This is a genomic window from Verrucomicrobiota bacterium (assembly GCA_019247695.1).
Lineage (GTDB): Bacteria > Verrucomicrobiota > Verrucomicrobiia > Chthoniobacterales > JAFAMB01 > JAFBAP01.
Window position 1 is genome coordinate 1 of record JAFBAP010000049.1, and the last position, 16,557, is coordinate 16,557.

The 16,557-nt window shown below is 62.8% G+C and carries 15 protein-coding genes; 9 read left to right on the top strand and 6 right to left on the bottom strand.

From position 1 onward, the window contains the following. From JO015_05095 to JO015_05110, 4 genes are all read right to left on the bottom strand, one after another. The gene (locus JO015_05095; protein ID MBV9998474.1) at positions 1 to 1,269 is read right to left on the bottom strand and encodes an MFS transporter; all 1,269 of its coding nucleotides are present in this window, start codon (positions 1,267 to 1,269) and stop codon (positions 1 to 3) included. Between the two features lie 367 nt (positions 1,270 to 1,636). After that, positions 1,637 to 2,761, bottom strand: a complete 1,125-nt coding sequence (locus JO015_05100) for an FAD-binding oxidoreductase (GenBank protein MBV9998475.1) — start codon at positions 2,759 to 2,761, stop codon at positions 1,637 to 1,639. A gap of 135 nt (positions 2,762 to 2,896) precedes the next feature. Beyond that, positions 2,897 to 4,036, bottom strand: a complete 1,140-nt coding sequence (locus JO015_05105; protein MBV9998476.1) for a HAMP domain-containing protein — start codon at positions 4,034 to 4,036, stop codon at positions 2,897 to 2,899. Continuing rightward, positions 4,033 to 4,707: a response regulator transcription factor gene (locus JO015_05110; protein MBV9998477.1), complete on the bottom strand. Its 675-nt coding sequence runs from the start codon at positions 4,705 to 4,707 to the stop codon at positions 4,033 to 4,035. The genes JO015_05105 and JO015_05110 overlap by 4 nt, the downstream gene beginning before the upstream one ends. Before the next feature lie 312 nt (positions 4,708 to 5,019). Between JO015_05110 and JO015_05115 the strand changes: the two genes are divergently transcribed. Together JO015_05115 and JO015_05120 are read left to right on the top strand one after the other, a co-directional pair. Then, positions 5,020 to 5,802: a hypothetical protein gene (locus JO015_05115; GenBank protein MBV9998478.1), complete on the top strand. Its 783-nt coding sequence runs from the start codon at positions 5,020 to 5,022 to the stop codon at positions 5,800 to 5,802. An 870-nt stretch (positions 5,803 to 6,672) separates the two neighbouring features. Next, a complete protein-coding gene (locus JO015_05120; protein MBV9998479.1) occupies positions 6,673 to 8,412 on the top strand; it encodes a hypothetical protein in 1,740 nt (579 codons plus the stop codon). A 188-nt stretch (positions 8,413 to 8,600) separates the two neighbouring features. Here the strand turns inward: JO015_05120 and JO015_05125 are convergent, their stop codons facing one another. Together JO015_05125 and nikR are read right to left on the bottom strand one after the other, a co-directional pair. Beyond that, positions 8,601 to 10,556, bottom strand: coding sequence for a PAS domain S-box protein (locus JO015_05125; GenBank protein MBV9998480.1), 1,956 nt, complete (start codon positions 10,554 to 10,556; stop codon positions 8,601 to 8,603). A gap of 317 nt (positions 10,557 to 10,873) precedes the next feature. Beyond that, positions 10,874 to 11,287, bottom strand: coding sequence for a nickel-responsive transcriptional regulator NikR (gene nikR / locus JO015_05130; GenBank protein MBV9998481.1), 414 nt, complete (start codon positions 11,285 to 11,287; stop codon positions 10,874 to 10,876). Positions 11,288 to 11,595: 308 nt separating this feature from the next. Between nikR and cbiM the strand changes: the two genes are divergently transcribed. From cbiM to JO015_05165, 7 genes are all read left to right on the top strand, one after another. Next, positions 11,596 to 12,669: a cobalt transporter CbiM gene (gene cbiM, locus JO015_05135; protein MBV9998482.1), complete on the top strand. Its 1,074-nt coding sequence runs from the start codon at positions 11,596 to 11,598 to the stop codon at positions 12,667 to 12,669. Next, positions 12,666 to 13,499 carry a cobalt ECF transporter T component CbiQ gene (gene cbiQ, locus JO015_05140; GenBank protein MBV9998483.1) on the top strand — a complete coding sequence of 278 codons (834 nt, stop codon included), beginning with the start codon at positions 12,666 to 12,668 and terminating at the stop codon, positions 13,497 to 13,499. Before cbiM ends, cbiQ begins: the two co-directional genes overlap by 4 nt. Before the next feature lie 5 nt (positions 13,500 to 13,504). Then, positions 13,505 to 14,320, top strand: coding sequence for an energy-coupling factor ABC transporter ATP-binding protein (locus JO015_05145; GenBank protein ID MBV9998484.1), 816 nt, complete (start codon positions 13,505 to 13,507; stop codon positions 14,318 to 14,320). A gap of 89 nt (positions 14,321 to 14,409) precedes the next feature. Next, positions 14,410 to 14,739, top strand: a complete 330-nt coding sequence (locus JO015_05150) for a cupin domain-containing protein (protein ID MBV9998485.1) — start codon at positions 14,410 to 14,412, stop codon at positions 14,737 to 14,739. A gap of 397 nt (positions 14,740 to 15,136) precedes the next feature. Beyond that, positions 15,137 to 15,358 (top strand): hypothetical protein, encoded by a 222-nt coding sequence (locus JO015_05155; GenBank protein ID MBV9998486.1) that lies wholly within the window; start codon positions 15,137 to 15,139, stop codon positions 15,356 to 15,358. Then, positions 15,355 to 15,732, top strand: coding sequence for a type II toxin-antitoxin system death-on-curing family toxin (locus JO015_05160; protein MBV9998487.1), 378 nt, complete (start codon positions 15,355 to 15,357; stop codon positions 15,730 to 15,732). Before JO015_05155 ends, JO015_05160 begins: the two co-directional genes overlap by 4 nt. Positions 15,733 to 15,910: 178 nt before the next feature. Continuing rightward, complete coding sequence (locus JO015_05165) at positions 15,911 to 16,237, top strand: hypothetical protein (protein ID MBV9998488.1); 327 nt, start codon at positions 15,911 to 15,913, stop codon at positions 16,235 to 16,237. Positions 16,238 to 16,557: the final 320 nt, after the last annotated feature.

Here is a 16,557-nt window from a genome sequence, read left to right on the forward strand (position 1 = left end):
CTAGATGGTGCTGCGCCTGCCGGCGTCGCGAAGCAGCACGATAACAATCGTCGCGCCGATCATGTCGAACAACGTCAGACAGGCAAACAAGGGACCATACCCGATCGTTGTCGCCAGGGCGCCGACCACCAGCGAAAAGCTCAAACCCCCCGTCCAGGAAGCGGTGCCCGTAAGCCCGTTGGCAGTCGCCACTTCGTGCGGATCGAACACGTCAGCGCTCAGCGTGTTGAGCAACGCGGAAATCATCTGGTGCGCGAAGCCCCCGATGCAGAACAACGCAATCGCGACGTAAGGGCTGGCCGCCAACCCGATGCAGCCCGGCCCGATCATAAGGATCGCGCCCAAAACAATCCCCGCAATTCGGGAAGGAATGAGTTTCAGCTTGAAATACTTCATCACAAGCGGTGACAGATAACCGCCAAAGATTCCGCCCAGATCCGCCGCGAGAAAGGGCAACCACCCGAAGACCGCGATTTGCTTCAGGTTCATGTGGCGTTCGTTCGCCAGGTAAAGCGGGATCCAGAAATTAAAGGTTTGCCAGGCCGGCTCGGCCAGACAGCGAGGGATGGCAATTCCCCAAAACCGGGCCGACGAGATAATCTCCCGGACCGGGGGCGGTTTCCGTACTTCCTCGGAGGTCGCTTTCCTTTCCTGACCCGCGAGAATGTACTCACGCTCCCGATCACTTACTAACCAGTGTTGCGCCGGCGGACGGTAGAACAGCCACCAGAGCAGGGCAAAAATGAACCCCAGGCCGCCGGTCACGACGAAGGCCATCTGCCAGCTCGATTGCATCATGACCCCGATCACCAGCGGCGGTGCCAGCAGGGCCCCGAGTGAGGTGCCCGCGTTGAAATACCCGACTGCGACCGACCGTTCTTTAGCCGGGAACCATTCCGAGATCGCCTTGATGCCGGCCGGAATGGCTGCGGCTTCGCTGAGTCCAAGCAATCCGCGGAAGAAGGCCAGCGAACCCCAGCTGTTGGCGAGCGCATGGAGCAAGTTTGCTCCGGACCAAGCAACCGCGAATAAGGCGAACCCGAGTTTGAGCCCCAAAAAGTCGAGCACATAGCCGCACACCGCTTGCATGACGGTATAGCCAACCTGGAAGGCCGCCACGATGTAGGAATATTCCTGGGTCGAGAAACTCAGGCTTTTTTGCAGCACCGGGGCAAGGACCGCAAGGGAGTTGCGTGCCAGGTAGTTGATGATGGTCCCGAGACAGATCAGCCCGACAATCCACCAGCGGAATCCTTTGATCTTTTTCATCGTCCTGTTTGGGAACAGCCCTATGGATCACGCGCCGCGGCTTTCGGCGCGAAGCGCTGCCCGCGCGGGGTGCTACAAATGTCCGGGGGGCGGCAAACGGAACGCGACGCGCGAAAAACACGAGCGGCCAGGCGATCGGCAGGCCGCTGAACTTTGTCGCAGGGCAACGGTTGCGGCAACCTAAATTTTTTCGGGCGAGTGATGGATTCCAGCGGCTATGGGGCAGTACAATTGCAAGTTGCAGACGATCTTGGGAGGCGCGCGCCCGCCCGCGCGAGGCTCACCCGAGCTTTTTGCAGCCGGCCAGTTAGGCGCATTTTCGGGATGGCCGGCTAAAAAGAAACGCGGGTAAAACGGAGGCCTCCGACTAACGGATGGCTGTGCGCCGCTCGGGTTCGAAACAGGCAACGTCGAGGTCAGGGGTTTCTTCGAGGGCCAACTGGGCGGCGAGCCGTCCCGCATAGGGACCCACCGTTAACCCATAGCGGCCCAGGCCTGTGGCAATGACCAGACCAGGACTTAACCGCGGCCGTCCGAGCAACGGCAGGCCGTCGCGGGTCATCGGACGGAAGCCAACCCGAATTTCCTCCAACGCGGCCGTTTTCAGGCCAGGGGCGATGCGCAAACCTTCTTCGAGCACCTCGGCGACACCACCGGCGGTGACACGAAAATCGAATCCCGAACCGCTCTCCCGCGTTGCACCCATCACGACCCGGCCTTCGCCGAAGCCGAGCAGGTAGTATTCGCTCAGCACGGGCACGATGAGAGGCCAGGTCGCCGTTGAAGCGTCTTCTACCTTGAGATGCAGGATCTGACCCCGTTGCGGTTCAACCTCGAGGTGAACCGCGAGCGGCCGGCAGAGAGCGGCTGACCATGCCCCCGCGGCCACGACGACGACGTCCGCCTGGAGAAGTTTGCCCTGCACCCAGGCGCCGACTCTCGTACGGCCGGTGCGCTCCAACGTGGCCGTTCCGGACCATGGCCGCGCACCGGCTTCAACGGCCGCCCTGTGCAGCGCCGCTCGGACGCTTTCTCCGGAGACGCGGATGGCCCCGCTCAGGTAGAGACCCGCCAGCGCCGGATCCAGGTGGGGAAACAGCGCTTTCGGGCCACCGGCATCGAGCAAGCGGACCTCGCCGACCTCGGTCACCCCGCGATCGAGGTAGCTTTGCAATCGGCGGGCCACCGGCTCCAATTGGTCGCGGGCAGGTGCGACGACCAAGCCCCCGACCGGGGCGTAGTCAACTCCGGTTTCGCCGAAGGCAACGAGGCTGGCGACGAGCCCGGGATAATCGCGGACGGCAGCGAACGCGAGCGCTTCGTAACGCGGATCGCGGCTTTGCGAAAGCCAGGGACAAATGATACCGGCACCGGCCAACGTGGCTCGTCCCGGGATATCGCCGTCGATCAAATCGACCTCTACGCCGCGCCGGGCCAGATGAAAGGCGGCACTTGCGCCCACGATGCCCGCGCCCACCACGACCACTCTCATGAGGCGGTGATTCTAAGCGCTCGTGTTCACGGCGCGAGCCGGAATTTACCAGCCCTCAGGCGTTACGAGGTGCGGCGGCGCTTCCAAATTTGAACCTCCATGGCCGTCGAAATAGTATCGGCAAACTTTTGCGCGTCAGAAAGGGTTCGCAACGGGAGGCTGCCCCCCAACGTTGGTATCGGGAGCGGCCGGGAGCGTCACTTCAAAGCAGGTGCCCTCCGCCGTTGATTGCGCCAATCGGATTCTGCCCCCATGCAAATGGACGATCTCCCGGCAGATGCTCAAGCCGAGCCCGACGCCGCCGGTCTCCCGGTGACGCGCGGCATCGGTGCGGTGGAATCGCTGGAAGAGCCGGCCGCGCTCAGGGGCTGGGATCTGGGGCGCCGAATTCTCGATGCGTAACGTCACGCCGGTCCGCCGGTTACTGGCCGACGCGCGAATCCAACCGCCGGGGTAATTGTACTTAAGGGCATTATCCAGCAGGTTGAGCAGCAGCCGGCGGGTTAACAGAGGGTCGCCCCGGACGTGGATGCCGGACGGGACGCCATTTTCGACGCGGATGCCGGCCGGCTCGGCGAGCGCCTCAACGTCTTCGAGCAGTTCATGGCAGAGCGCGGCGAGGTCCACCGGTTCGGGCGTGATTCGGACTGCGCCGGCGTCCGCCCGAGTGAGGAAAAGCAGTGAATCGCAGAGGCGGTCCAGGTGGTGAATTTCCAAGAGCAGGCGTTCAAAGGATTCTTCCAGGGCGACCCCCTTCTCGGCGTGCCGAAGCAACGATTCGACCTCGCATTTCATGAGGGTGAGCGGCATGCGGAACTCGTGGGAGGCGTCGGCGGTGAACCGTTTAATGTTGAGGACGCTGCGTTCGAGTCGTTCCAGCAGGGCGTTGAACGCCTGGGTAAGGCGGGCGACCTCGTCCGCCGTGCCCGCTTCGGGGATACGCCGGTCCAGGTTACCGATGGTGATGCCGTCGGCCGCGTCGGCCAAGCCGCTGAGCCCTGCAAGGAGCCTGCGGCCGGACGCCCAGGCGATGGCGGCCGCGACGGCTGCAGCGGCCGGCAAGAGCACGGCGTCGCAGGACAGCAGGGTCATGAGCCCTTCAAACGCTTCGCGCCGTTCGGCCTTGGACGGCACCCGGGTGTGGTCTTGCGAAAAGGCCTCGAGCTGTTCATGGTAATAGAGCCCGGCGGACAAGGCCGCAAACAGCACCAGGGTCAGGGCTACCAAAACGGCGCACAGCAGGGCAAAGCGGGAGCGCAGCGAGCGAAATTTCATGGGTCTTGGGCCACTTTGTAACCGATGCCCCGGACCGTGTGGATGAGCTTGGCCGAAAAGGGGTCGTCCACCTTGCGGCGCAACCGTTGGACGTAGACGTCCACCACGTTGGTGCCGGGGTCGAAGTGGTAGTCCCACACGCGTTCGCAAATCTGGGTGCGCGTGAACACCCGGCCGGGGTGCCGCACCAGCAGCTCAAGCAAGGCAAATTCGCGTGCGGTGAGGGCGATCGCTCGGCCGCCGCGCTCCACGACGCGTTCCGCGGGCCGGACGATGAGGTTGCCCACGCGGAAAAAACTGAACGTCTCTCCGCCCGACCTCCGGATGAGGGCGCGAAGGCGTGCGACCAACTCATCCATCGAGAACGGCTTGGGCAGGTAATCGTCCGCCCCGGCGTTCAGGCCTTCGACGCGCTCGGTGACCGACCCGCGGGCGGTCAGGATCAAAACCGGCGTGGCATCCAGGCGTTCCCTCAGAACGCGCAGCACGCTCAGGCCGTCCCGGCCGGGTAGCATTACGTCCAGGACGACGGCCTCGAAGGATTCAACCCGCATCCGCTCGAGCGCCTCGTGCCCGTCGCCGCAGAGGCTCACCCCGAGACCCTCGTCGGTGAGGGCCTTCCGGATGAAGCCGGCCACGCGTTTCTCGTCCTCGACCACCAGCACGCGCACGCGCAACATTACTGCCTTTGGCGGCCCGGCCAAAATGACAATTCGTTCATGCGGCCTTTCCGATTTTCCCGATCAGCTCACCCTTTATGCGTTAGCCGGACGGGGGTGCCCAAGTCTCACCGGGCAAATTCGCACGAGACCTAGCCGCGGGTGTGAAGCCCTCGAGCTTGCGAGCCGGATAAATGGCAGAATATTCATGCCGGTTTCATCGCCGCTTAATCGAACGCAGTTTTTTTGGCCCTGTTTAACCCGAACCGTGGAGGTATTATGTTTAATTCTTCGGTTAGAGCGTCGCAACAAAGGGACGGCAGTATGAATCGGACCCCTGACGGCGGTTTGAGCAAGGTGCCTGAGGTCACCTTGGTCTTTTGGATTTTGAAGATGGCCGCGACGACGCTGGGCGAAACAGGCGGCGATACGGTCACGATGACACTGAACTGGGGTTATTCCGCCGGCACGGCCCTCTTTCTGGGCGTGCTTATCGTGCTGGTGATGGCCCAAATCGTTGCAAGAAGGTTTCATCCTTTTCTCTATTGGGCCACCATCGTCGCCTCGACGACCTTCGGCACCACGATGGCCGATTTCGCCGACCGTTCGCTCGGGATCGGCTACACCGGCGGTTCCGCCCTGCTGTTAGGTTGCCTCCTTGCGGTGCTTGCCCTTTGGCATCGGGCGCAAGGCACCATCGCGGTAAACACGGTGTCCACGCCCAGAGTGGAAGCATTCTACTGGACCGCCATCACCGCCTCGCAGACACTGGGCACCGCGCTGGGCGATTGGATGGCGGACACCGGTGGGTTGGGTTACGAAGGGGGTGCGTTGGCGTTCGCGGCCGGTCTGGCGGTGATTGCAGGGCTTTATTTCTGGACGGGCGTCTCGCGCGTGCTGCTCTTCTGGGCGGCATTTATCCTCACCCGGCCGCTCGGGGCCAGCGTGGGCGACTTTCTGGATAAGCCGAGAAGTCAGGGTGGCCTGGCCTTCAGCCGACCATTGGCCTCGGCCGTCATCGCCGCTTTTATTCTCGCGGGTCTGGTCTTGCTGCCGCAGCGGGCCGGGCGCCATCCCGGCGCGTCCCGTCCCGCTTCGGATGGATAGCGGCGGGCGCTTAGGACGGCACCCCACCAGCCTGAATTCCCATGGACAAGCATTCAGCTAACCCGGCACCCGCGGAGATGGCCGCCGGAGCGTCAGGTGCGGCGGGCGTTATCTAAAAGGCTGCGCTGATAGGTAATACCATTTCGACGGCCACGGAGGTAAATTTTTGTCTTGCTTCCCAGGTGCCCTGCGAGTGTTAGTCCCCTGCCAGTGTTACACCTTTCAGACCGTATAAACGGTCCAGGCCCAACGGGCCGGCAGACGGTTTGATGGCCTGAAGGGCCAAAGGAACTTAGCCCAGGGTTTACCCCATTGCCATTTAGTTAAGGGCGGCAGGCCGGGCGTGGCCTTCGTCCCGCAGGGACGAAAGCAGCCCCACTCGCCCCTAACTAAATGGCATTGGAGTTTACCCTGGGACGGCGTTTTTCCTACGGCTCAGCCCTGAAGGGGCGGCAGAAACCGTGAGCAACACCCTCTGCCGCCCCTTCAGGGCTCGATCGTGATTTGACGGTTACCCAGGGTAAACCCTGGGCTATGTTCTGCCGGCCCATTGGGCCTAAGGCATTTCAACCAAGTACGGAGCATCCTCCGGCACCGGCACTCCCTGAGCCGAAATTCCCATGGGCTATGTTTTCCCGGCCCGTTGGGCCTATGACCAATTTAACCGGCTACGGAGTACCCTCCGGCGCCGACACCCCCCCTGAGTCGACATTCTATCGGGCTAACCGTCTGAATGGTACAAGCGCAAAACTCGCCGGCGGCCGAAATCCGTAGCGGCCCGGGACCGGTCTCCCTGCCGCCGCCTGGAGTTAACAATATTGTCATCTTGCTGTTAACGCTTTGTAAGAAGCCGCGCTTAAACGTGCTGGCATGCCGACCGGGTCTTCGGCCCCAGGCTTGGTGGAATTGACGCATGGCTTGGGGGGCGCGCACAGGAATAAAATCGCGAGGTTAGACGCGTTCCTTTTCGCGGCTGCCTGCGTTCTGCTCCTGGGGGCGAAGCTGCTCGCCGTGCTCCATTACCGCATTGATTCAGACGAACCGCAACACTTGCACGTGGTTTGGAACTGGCTGCATGCGGGCGTGGGCTATCGAGATTTTTTTGACAATCACGCCCCGTTGTTCCACCTGGTGAGCGCGCCAATTCTGGCCGGCTTTGGCGAACACGCGAGCACCTTGCTCGCGATGAGGTCGGTCTTGCTGCTCGTCTACGCGGCAAATTTGGTTGCGGCAAGCGCTTTGGCCCGGATGTTCACGACGCCGCATCTGGCCCGGTGGGCAGGCCCGGCGCTCGGGGTTTTCCCTCCCTTCTTTCTCACCAGCACGGAGTGGCGACCCGATGGGCTTTGGGCTTTGGCGTTTCTCGGATGCCTGAATCTGTTAATCCGCGGCCATTGGCGGCCGGTAAGGATTTTCTGCGCATTTCTGGTCCTTGGGTTTGGGTTCTGCGTTTCGTTGAAGACCGTGCTGATGCTGGTCGTGTTGTTGCAGGCGTTTGCGATTCTTTACTTTGCGAGCGTTCGCAGCGCACGGCCGGCCCTGCCGGTGGTTTGCCAATCGGCGGTGGCGGCCCTGCTCGGGTTGGCCCTCTTTCCGGCCATGCTGGCGCTCTACCTGGCAATGCAGCACGCCTTGCCTTACGCCTGGGAGGCCATGGTCAGCCACAACCTGCTTCCAGAATCCACGCCTGTTGCGACGAAGGTGACCCGTACTGTTCAATGGCTCCTGGCCCTGGTTCTGCCCGTTAGCGCGAGCGTCCTCGCTTGGAGACGCCTGGAGAGTAGTAATGCGGGCCGGTACCGCACTTTCTTAACGTTGATTGCGCTGCTGTTCCTCGTCACTTTGCGCTGCCATTGGCGGTGCGTCACGGCCGAAGATTATCTGCCGTTGCACGCGCTCCTGGTCCCGTTGGCGCTACCCGCCGTAGCGCACGCCGGGCAGAAAATCGGCGGCGCGCGACCGGCGCGGTGCGTTCCCTGGCTCACCTTCGCGATCTGCCTTTTGCTGAGCGCGGTCCAAGGTCGACTCTGGGAAAATCGCACCCGCTGCAAGCTTAACCTGGTGGCTAACGCGCTGCGGCTCGCACCGCCGGGGGCTTACGTCATGGACGCCAAGGGCGAAACGATCTTTCGGCGCCGTCCCACGCGGCTCGTCTTGGAGCACCTCACCATCCTGCGCATCAAGCACCGCCTTTTAACCGATGACATTGCCGAACGGTTGGTTGACCGGCGCGTGGCGGTGGTGAGCGACTGCAAGCTGACCGCCGGCGCGGCCGCACTGGTCAACGTCGAATACCTTCCCGTCGCCTGGCGGCTGCGGGTCCTGGGCAAGTGGCTGCCGCCCTCATCGACGCAAGGGGGCCAAACCGCGTACGCGTTCGAGGTGAAGATTCCCGAAACGTACGTCTTCATCGGCCAAGAAGGCGTGGTGACGGGTGAACTGGACGACGCGCCCCTGACCGGGACGGCGTTTCTCAGCGCCGGGCGCCACCGGTTCCGCTGCGGGAGGCGCGCCTCGGGCCCGCTGGCGCTCTTTTGGGCCCACGCTCAGGAAGCCGGGTACACCCCGTTCGTGACGCTTGCGCCTGACCGGCGTGGCGTTGAGGACTGATGGCGCACTGTACTTATACCATTCAGACAGTTATCTCGGTAGAATGTCGGCTAACAGGGGTATCGGCGCCGGAGGATGCTCCGCACCTTGTTGAACGGGTCTTACACCAATTCAGATAGTTACCCTGGTGGAATTTCGACTGGGTTTCAGCCCCGAAGGGGTGGCAGAACATAGCCCAGGGTTTACCCCTAACCTTCCCCCGCTGCGCTCGGCGTGAGTTCCGCCAAGACCGTTTTCAAGACGGCCGGATCCACGGGCTTGACCAGGTGCCGAGCGAACCCCGCCTCCTGGGATTTGCGCCGGTCTTCCGCCTGGCCCCAGCCGGTCACCGCAACCAGGACCGTGTCCTTCGTTTCCGGCCGTTGTCGCAGGGCGCGGCCCACTGCGTGGCCGTCCATACCGGGCAGCCCGATGTCGAGGAGCACCAGGTGCGGTTTAAACTGCGGGGCCAGCGCCAGGGCGGTGGACCCCTCATAGGCCACCTGGGCGGCATGGCCAGCCAGGTGCACCACCGCGGCGAGGGCGTCGGCCGCGTCCACGTTGTCGTCCACGACCAACACGCGAAGCTGGGCCGGACCGCTCGCACGGGCCGTTTGCTCCGCAGCGGCGTCGGGCGCCTCGGGCGTCTGGGGCGTCTGGGGGTTTGGGGCCACCGGCAGCCGCACCACAAACTCGCTGCCTTTGCCTCGCCCGGGGCTGAAGGCATCCACCTTGCCGCCATGCAGTTCGATCAATTGCTTCACCAAGCTTAAGCCGATCCCTAAGCCCCCGACGGAGCGGTCCAGGCGCCGGTCCGCCTGCACAAACAGGTTAAAGATCCGCGGCAGCATCATGGGCTCGATGCCGATGCCCGAATCCTGCACCCGCACGGTGGCTTCGGCCTCCGTCGACGTGAGCCTCACCCAGATCCGGCCCCCCGGGTTGGTGTACTTGGCGGCGTTGTTCAGCAGGTTGCCCAAGGCCTGCTCCAGCCGCGTGCGATCCCCAAAGACCCGGACAGGCTGGGCCGGGAGGCTCACGCTGAGCTGCTGCTGGCGTTCCTCGCAGTCCAGCCGGGCAGCTTCCACGGCGTGGTCCACCACGGTCTCCAGGTCGAGCTGTTCTTTGCGCAGCCCGAACCGGCCGCGGTTGAGGCGCGCCAAGTCGACCAGGTCATCCAAGAGCCGGGCCATGTGTTCGATCTGCCGCCGGGTCATCACCCGCGCCCGCCCCAGCGTGGCGGCGTCGGCGCCGGGCGCCTCCAGGATGTGCATGGCGTTGCGAATCGGGGCCAGCGGATTGCGCAGCTCATGGGCCAGCACTGCCAGGAACTCGTTTTTCTGGCGGTCCATTTCCTCGAGCATTTCGATTTTGCGCCGTTCGGTCAGGTCCCGGGTGACTTTGGTGAAGCCTTGCAGGACGTGCTCCTTATCGTGGATGGCCGTGATGACCACGTTGGCCCAAAATCGGCCGCCGTCCTTGCGAACGCGCCAGCCTTCGTCCTCCACGCAGCCATGTTCCAGTGCCTGGCGCAGTTCCCAGGCCGGCTTACCGGCCTCCAGGGTTTCCGGCGGGTAGAAAATGGAGAAATGCTTTCCAAGGATTTCGTGCCGCTGGTAACCTTTGAGCCGTTCGGCACCGCGGTTCCAACTGATGACGTAACCCTCCGGGTCGAGCATGAAGATCGCGTAGTCTTGGACACCCTCGACCAACATCCGAAAGCGCTCCTCGCTTTGGCGCAACGCCTCTTCGGCTTGTTTGCGCTCGGTCAGATCCCGGGTAATTTTTAGAAAGCCGCGCAGGGCGCCGGTGGGTGATTTCAGGGCTGTGATGGTCACGTTCGCCCAGAAGCGCGAGCCGTCTTTGCGCAACCGCCAGCCTTCGTCGTTGAAGTGGCCGGTTTGGGCCGCCGTCTTGAGCTCGTATTCCGGCCAGCCGCGTTCGAGGGGCTCCGGCGGATAAAAAAGGGAAAAGTGTTTGCCGAGGATATCCTCGGCCTTATAGCCCTTAAGCCGTTCGGCGCCTGCATTCCAACTGGCCACGTAGCCCCGCGCATCGAGCAGAAAGATGGCATAATCCTCGATGCCGGCCACGATCTCGCCGAAATGCTCCTCGGCGGCTGGCGGTAAAGGCGAGGCGTCTTCAGGTCCGGACGGGTTCGACATACAGCCTTAGGCCTTCAGCTTCCTCCAGATTGCGAAAGGAGGCAACAAGAGTTCGGGGCACGCATTAGGTCAAAGGGAGCGTTCAGTCGGCGTGCGTCGGCGCAGGCGGGTGCGCTTCGGCCGTCCGCCAACATCGGACCGCGGCGAACGCGTTCCGTAAACTTCCTGGGATTTCGCATAAGAGAAGCCACTTTGTAACCCAAAAATTCGGAATCTTTCGTTTGCTTCGCTGCTCGCAACTTAGGTTAACCCTCAGAAACGGCACGGAACCCCACGGCCTGAGGGCAATTTCTTCCTGAGCCCGTCGTCCCAGGACGCTATCCCGGCAGGTTCCTGCCGCTGGAAGTCAGCGTCAGTTTGCCGTGTTTGACGCCTCGGGCCGCAATCAGATGGTCCGCGACCCTCCTTAAGGCCGGCACGCTTCCACGAACCACAAGCACCTCCAGGCAGTCGTGGTGATCAAGGTGGACGTGGAGCGTTGAGACGATCGTTTCCAAGTGCTCGTGCTGCAGGTCAGTCAACTTTTGTTGAACCTGCGACCGGTGGTGATCGTAAACCAGCGTGATCGTTCCGACCGCTTCGCCTTCCCCCATCTCCTGCTGATGGCTCACCAGTTGATCGCGGATCATGTCGCTGATGGCCAGCGAGCGGTTGCGATACCCTTTTTGGCGCACCATCCGGTCAAACCGGCTGAGCAGCGCCCTGCTTAAAGAAACGCCAAAACGCGCGATCTGGTCCTGGGCCACCGGGCCACCACTATACGGCGGCTAACCCGACAATCAATGTCCCCGTTTAGCGTCGCACTTCAGGGTGAAGGCGGACCCGGAAAAAAAAGACGAGATCACGGCGTTTCTAGTGACACATTTTTAGAAACCGTATTACTTACTGGCCTGAATCCGGAGGTTCAGAAGACCGAGACGGCCGTGAGCGCTCGACCCCGCTCAAAGCAACGCAAGCACCGGCACCGCCGACGGGCCGGCACCGCCGCGGTTTTGGCATCTGACTTTTTGGCTGTGACTGACCTGCATCTCTCCTCGCCATGCATATTCCTGACGGTTACCTGAGTCCCTCTACCTGCGCCGTGCTCTACGCCGGGGCAACGCCGTTCTGGGTGATCGCGCTTAAGCGGGTCCGGCGCGCCCTCAGTGCGCGACTCGTGCCGCTGCTCTCGCTCGTGGCAGCATTTTCATTCGTGGTTATGATGTTCAATCTTCCGTTGCCCGGCGGCACCACCGGACACGCCGTGGGCATGGGCATCGCCGCGATCGTGCTCGGTCCATGGGCGTCGATCATTGCGATTTCGGTGGCGCTGCTCATCCAGGCCATCTTCTTCGGCGACGGCGGGATCACCGCTTACGGGGCCAACTGCTTGAACATGGCCATCATCGGGTCGCTGGTGGCGCACCTGCTCTACCGCCTGATCTCCGGAAGGACCCCGGTTGATTCGCCGCGCAGAGTCTTTGCGGCGGGAGTCGCCGGCTATCTGGCGATCAATGTCGCGGCGCTCTGCGCGGCGGTTGAATTCGGGATCCAGCCCGCGCTGTTTCATGACGCTTCCGGCGCCCCGCTCTATGCGCCTTACCCCTTGAGCATTGCCGTCCCGGCGATGCTCATCGGGCACCTCACCTTTGCCGGCCTGGCCGAGTGCGTCATCTCGGCCGGCGTCGTGGCCTATTTGCAACGGGCCAATCCGTCGCTGCTCCAAGCCACTGCGGGCTCCAGCGAAACTGCGACCGGCTGGCGTATGACCCGGCCTTTATGGCTCGGGCTTGCGGCGCTGATGATCCTCACCCCCCTGGGCCTGCTGGCCGCGGGCACCGCCTGGGGTGAATGGGGCGTCGAAGACTTCAAAGACCCGAAGGCGCGCGAGCAAATGGCCGTCGCCTCCCACAACCTCGCGCCCCCGGCAGAAGCCCCGAAAGGCCTGGAGCGGCTTTCGTCGATTTGGACCGCGCCGATGCCGGATTATGCGCCGCCCTTTTTAAAGAGCAAAGGGCTTGGCTACGTCCTCTCGGCGATGGCGGGCACCGGATTGATCATCCTGGCGTGCTTACTGATTGACGCACTGCTACGGCCCGGAAGCCGCCGCTCGCAAGGTTCATTGGCGTTATGAAAAAATCCGCCGCGCACCCATTTATTGAGCGGACCCTCGCAGGCTTGGCCGCCGTTGATGCGCACGCCGGGGAGGCGGCGCGACTGGCCGGCCAGCGCGGCCTTTTGCAAAGCCTCGATCCGCGCGTCAAACTCACCGGCGCGCTCCTGCTCATTCTGGCCGCCCTGAGCTCGCGAGCGCTTGGGGTGACGCTGGCCGTTTTCGTCGTTGCGCTGGCGTTCGCACGCCTCTCGCAAATCCCCCTCCGCCTGCTGGCGACTCGCGTTTGGCTCGGGGTGTTCCTTTTCACAGGCGCCATCGCGTTGCCGGCAGTTTTCACCACCCCGGGCCTGAGCTTGTGGCGTCTGCCCTTTGCGGGGTGGCCCGTTACCGCGCAGGGGCTGCGTGGCGCGACGCAGTTGCTTCTGCGCGCGGAAACCAGCGCCACTTGGGTGCTGTTGGTCGTGCTGAGCACCTCGTGGACCCACCTGCTGAAAGCGTTGCGTGCCTTGCGGGTCCCCGTTACGGCGGTGGTCATTCTGGGCATGACGCACCGCTACCTTTTTCTGCTCCTGCAGCTTGCGCACGAGCACTTCGAAGCGCGCCGCAGCCGGTCGGTCGGCGCGCTCAGCGCCCGGCAGCGCCGTCAAGTGGCCGCCTCGAGCGCCGGCGTGCTCCTGGATAAGAGCGTACAACTGAGCGGTGAGGTGTTCTCCGCGATGCAGGCGCGCGGTTTTCGCGGCGAAGTCTACACGCTCGATGATTTCCAAATGCACCCGCGAGACTGGGGTGCGCTGATGGCCTTCGCGGCGCTGGCCGCGCTTGCGTTTTGGCTGGGTACAAGGCCGTAAAGCCTATGAGCACGACGGTCTTCGATCTGCGTGCCGTGAGTTATCGTTACCCCGAGGTCACGGCCTTGGAAAACGTGACGCTCGCGATCGAAAAGGGCGAGCGCATCGCCGTGCTGGGGGCCAATGGCTCGGGCAAATCCACGCTGCTGCGCTTGCTGGCCGCCCTGGCCTTTCCGTCCTGCGGCACCCTCTCCTTCTACGGGAAGCCCTTGACGGAAGGGACCTTCAACGACGAGGCTTTTACGTTCGAGTTCCGCCGTCGCGTCGCCCTGATCTTTCAAAACCCCGACGCGCAGCTTTTCAGCCCCAGCGTTTTCGATGAAGTGGCCTTCGGCCCGCTGCAACTGCGCTGGCCGAAGGCGCAAATCCTCGAGCGCGTCGACGCGGCGCTCGCGTCGCTGCAGATCGAGCATTTGAAACACCGCGCGCCGCACCGGCTCTCCGGCGGCGAAAAGAAACGGGTGGCGCTGGCTTCTGTCCTCATCCTCGATCCCGAAGTGCTGCTGCTGGACGAGCCCACCGCGGGGCTCGATCCGCAGAGCCAAAGCCGGATGATCGATTTCCTGATCGGCTGCGGCGGCGTCAAAACCGCGATTACCTGCACCCACGAACTGCACATCATTGAAGACGTCGCGGACCGCTGCCTCGTACTTAAAGAGGGCCGCATCGTCGCCGACGGGACGCCCGCGCGCATTCTGGCAGACGAAAATTTGCTGCAGGAGACCCATTTGCTCCACTCTCACCGCCATCGTCATTCTCCCGGGATCATCCACTCCCATCCTCATTCACACCGCGGGCACGATCACACGCACCCGAGTTAACCCTGCCTGATCGATGCCAGCCCGGTGTGCCGCGTTCTAAACACGGGGTCGGTTGCCCGGCAGTAGCAGGTGGTATTTGGTGATCGACTATGTTTTACCAACTCGAAACCATCCCCACGCGGGAGGTCATCACGTCCTTCAGGGCCAAGATACTTCATTCCGCCAATATGACCTTCACGTTTTGGGAGGTTGCAGCGGGCGGCGTTTTTCCAGAACACCATCACCCCCATGAGCAAGTGGCCATACTCCTGGAGGGGCGCTTTGAGCTGACCATCGCCGGTGAAACTTCCGTATTAACGCCCGGTACCGTGGCCATCATCCCCTCCCATGCGCTGCACTCCGGGCGAGCCCTTTCGGACTGCCGAATCTGTGATGTCTTCTACCCAGTCCGGGAAGACTACGCGACCCGAGTAACCTGAGGGGATGATTGATTCATGGGGAACGCGCTGCCGGCGTCCCATGCGGAGGGAAGCGGGCCGGTCGGGGAAGCGGTGGCCAGGGGTTACCGACCGCGATCCCGACACCAAAGCGCGCGAAAAGGGGTTGGTGACCACCGCCCCCGATGAGCGGTCGGGCTCTGCCGGTCCCCACTCCACGACTTTATTCGCCAGGAACGCGAGCGCTTCAGGACCGGCCAGGATTCGCCGTTGCCGGTCCCTGACCACGACGAACCCGAGCCGGACCTGTTGCTCTACGGGCGTGAGTCTCACAAAAAATACTGGCAATGTCACATCAGCACCATTTTTGAGAGCCCGCGGCCCTTCCTTGACGTTTCATGATTTGTCATGATAAGATGAAATACAGAAAGGAAGAGCCATGTCCCGGGAAAAGTTCGCCACCCAGGTCGATACCGCCATCCTGACGGCCGTCCGCGCCCTGGCGCACGACGAAGGCCGGCAGATCCAGGCCCTCGTCGACGAGGCGCTGGCTGACCTGATCGAAAAGCACCGTAAGGCGCGACCGCGCCCCCATGTCATGGCGGCCTATCTCGGCAGCCATGAGAAATTCGGCAGCCTCTATAAGAAGCTCGCTGAATGACCGATTACCTGACGCTTGCCGAAGCGCTCGCCATCCATGACGACCAGATCGAGCGCTATGGCGGCGCACCCGGCGTCCGGGATTTAGGCCTTCTCGAGGCCGCTCTCTTCCGGCCGCAGACCGGCTACTACGCCGACTTGATTGAGGAAGCGGCCGCGCTCTGGGAAAGCCTCGCCCAAAACCATCCGTTCATCGACGGCAACAAGAGAGTCGCCTTTGCCTGCGCGTATACCTTTCTCGCCATCAACGGCGCGCGCATTGCCGCTGATCCGCTTGCGGCGTACGATTTCATCAACGGCCTGTTCCAGGCCCACGATTTCACCTTCAATAACCTGGTCGCCTGGCTGCGCCGGAACGTCGCCTTCAACCCTTAGCGATCGGCTCCCCTCACAAGCGCGCGCGGAACCGGTTACAACCCTTTTCGAAACCGGCCATAAAAGCGGCGCGGGATCTTGGCGAACCCATCTCCGTGATGGAGCCGCTACTCATTGGGGAAACCTAGCGGTCTTCACGCACTTTTTCCTGACCACCTGTCTCGACCAGGTCGCCTTCATGGAAAACCTCATGCAACCGGACCAACTCCGGACACGCATCCTTCTGTGGACGGACGAGGAGATTCGCCTCGGCAAGCCGCCTCCGAAATCCGGCGCTATCCTGGAAGCGCTCCTCTATCGCGGTCAGCTTCCCCGCGCCGGCACCGCCAAAATCCTCGGCACCGGCGACCGCCAAGCCCGCCGCGTTATCTCCGCCCTCACGGATGCCGGCGTGCTTGTCTCAGACAGCACGCGCGCTCCCCTTCGCCTGGCCTTTCCCGCCGCCCTCGCCGCGCGGCGGATGCCGGGCCTCTTTCCCGAACGCAGCGACGTCATAACAGCCTGACGCCCGGCCGGCGCGCCAAGTGACCTTCAATGCCGGTTGCCGCCGATCGCCTCCCTCTCCTTCACGGTGCGGTGAGCTTACGTCCATGGAGTCGTTGATATTGTACTACTTTGTAGTATATAAGGCGAATGACTCTCCCCCAGCGAATCCGGACGCTTCGTCAGGTGATGGGCCTTTCTCGCGAAGAGTTTGGGGCCCTTTATGCGGCCTCAAGCCGTACGGTGGAAGCATGGGAGCAGGGGCTGAGGACCCCGTCGCATTTTATCCGGCGCGATCTGGAAAAGAGGTTTAAGAAACTAAACCTTCCCCCTTGAATTTTA

Excerpts from the sequence above, each read along its gene's own strand:
- JO015_05095 (MBV9998474.1), bottom strand. The coding sequence starts at position 1,269 with ATGAAAAAGATCAAAGGATTCCGCTGGTGGATTGTCGGGCTGATCTGT.
- JO015_05100 (MBV9998475.1), bottom strand. The coding sequence starts at position 2,761 with ATGAGAGTGGTCGTGGTGGGCGCGGGCATCGTGGGCGCAAGTGCCGCC.
- JO015_05105 (MBV9998476.1), bottom strand. The coding sequence starts at position 4,036 with ATGAAATTTCGCTCGCTGCGCTCCCGCTTTGCCCTGCTGTGCGCCGTT.
- JO015_05115 (MBV9998478.1), top strand. The coding sequence starts at position 5,020 with ATGAATCGGACCCCTGACGGCGGTTTGAGCAAGGTGCCTGAGGTCACC.
- JO015_05120 (MBV9998479.1), top strand. The coding sequence starts at position 6,673 with ATGCCGACCGGGTCTTCGGCCCCAGGCTTGGTGGAATTGACGCATGGC.
- JO015_05125 (MBV9998480.1), bottom strand. The coding sequence starts at position 10,556 with ATGTCGAACCCGTCCGGACCTGAAGACGCCTCGCCTTTACCGCCAGCC.
- cbiM (MBV9998482.1), top strand. The coding sequence starts at position 11,596 with ATGCATATTCCTGACGGTTACCTGAGTCCCTCTACCTGCGCCGTGCTC.
- cbiQ (MBV9998483.1), top strand. The coding sequence starts at position 12,666 with ATGAAAAAATCCGCCGCGCACCCATTTATTGAGCGGACCCTCGCAGGC.
- JO015_05145 (MBV9998484.1), top strand. The coding sequence starts at position 13,505 with ATGAGCACGACGGTCTTCGATCTGCGTGCCGTGAGTTATCGTTACCCC.
- JO015_05150 (MBV9998485.1), top strand. The coding sequence starts at position 14,410 with ATGTTTTACCAACTCGAAACCATCCCCACGCGGGAGGTCATCACGTCC.
- JO015_05155 (MBV9998486.1), top strand. The coding sequence starts at position 15,137 with ATGTCCCGGGAAAAGTTCGCCACCCAGGTCGATACCGCCATCCTGACG.
- JO015_05160 (MBV9998487.1), top strand. The coding sequence starts at position 15,355 with ATGACCGATTACCTGACGCTTGCCGAAGCGCTCGCCATCCATGACGAC.
- JO015_05165 (MBV9998488.1), top strand. The coding sequence starts at position 15,911 with ATGGAAAACCTCATGCAACCGGACCAACTCCGGACACGCATCCTTCTG.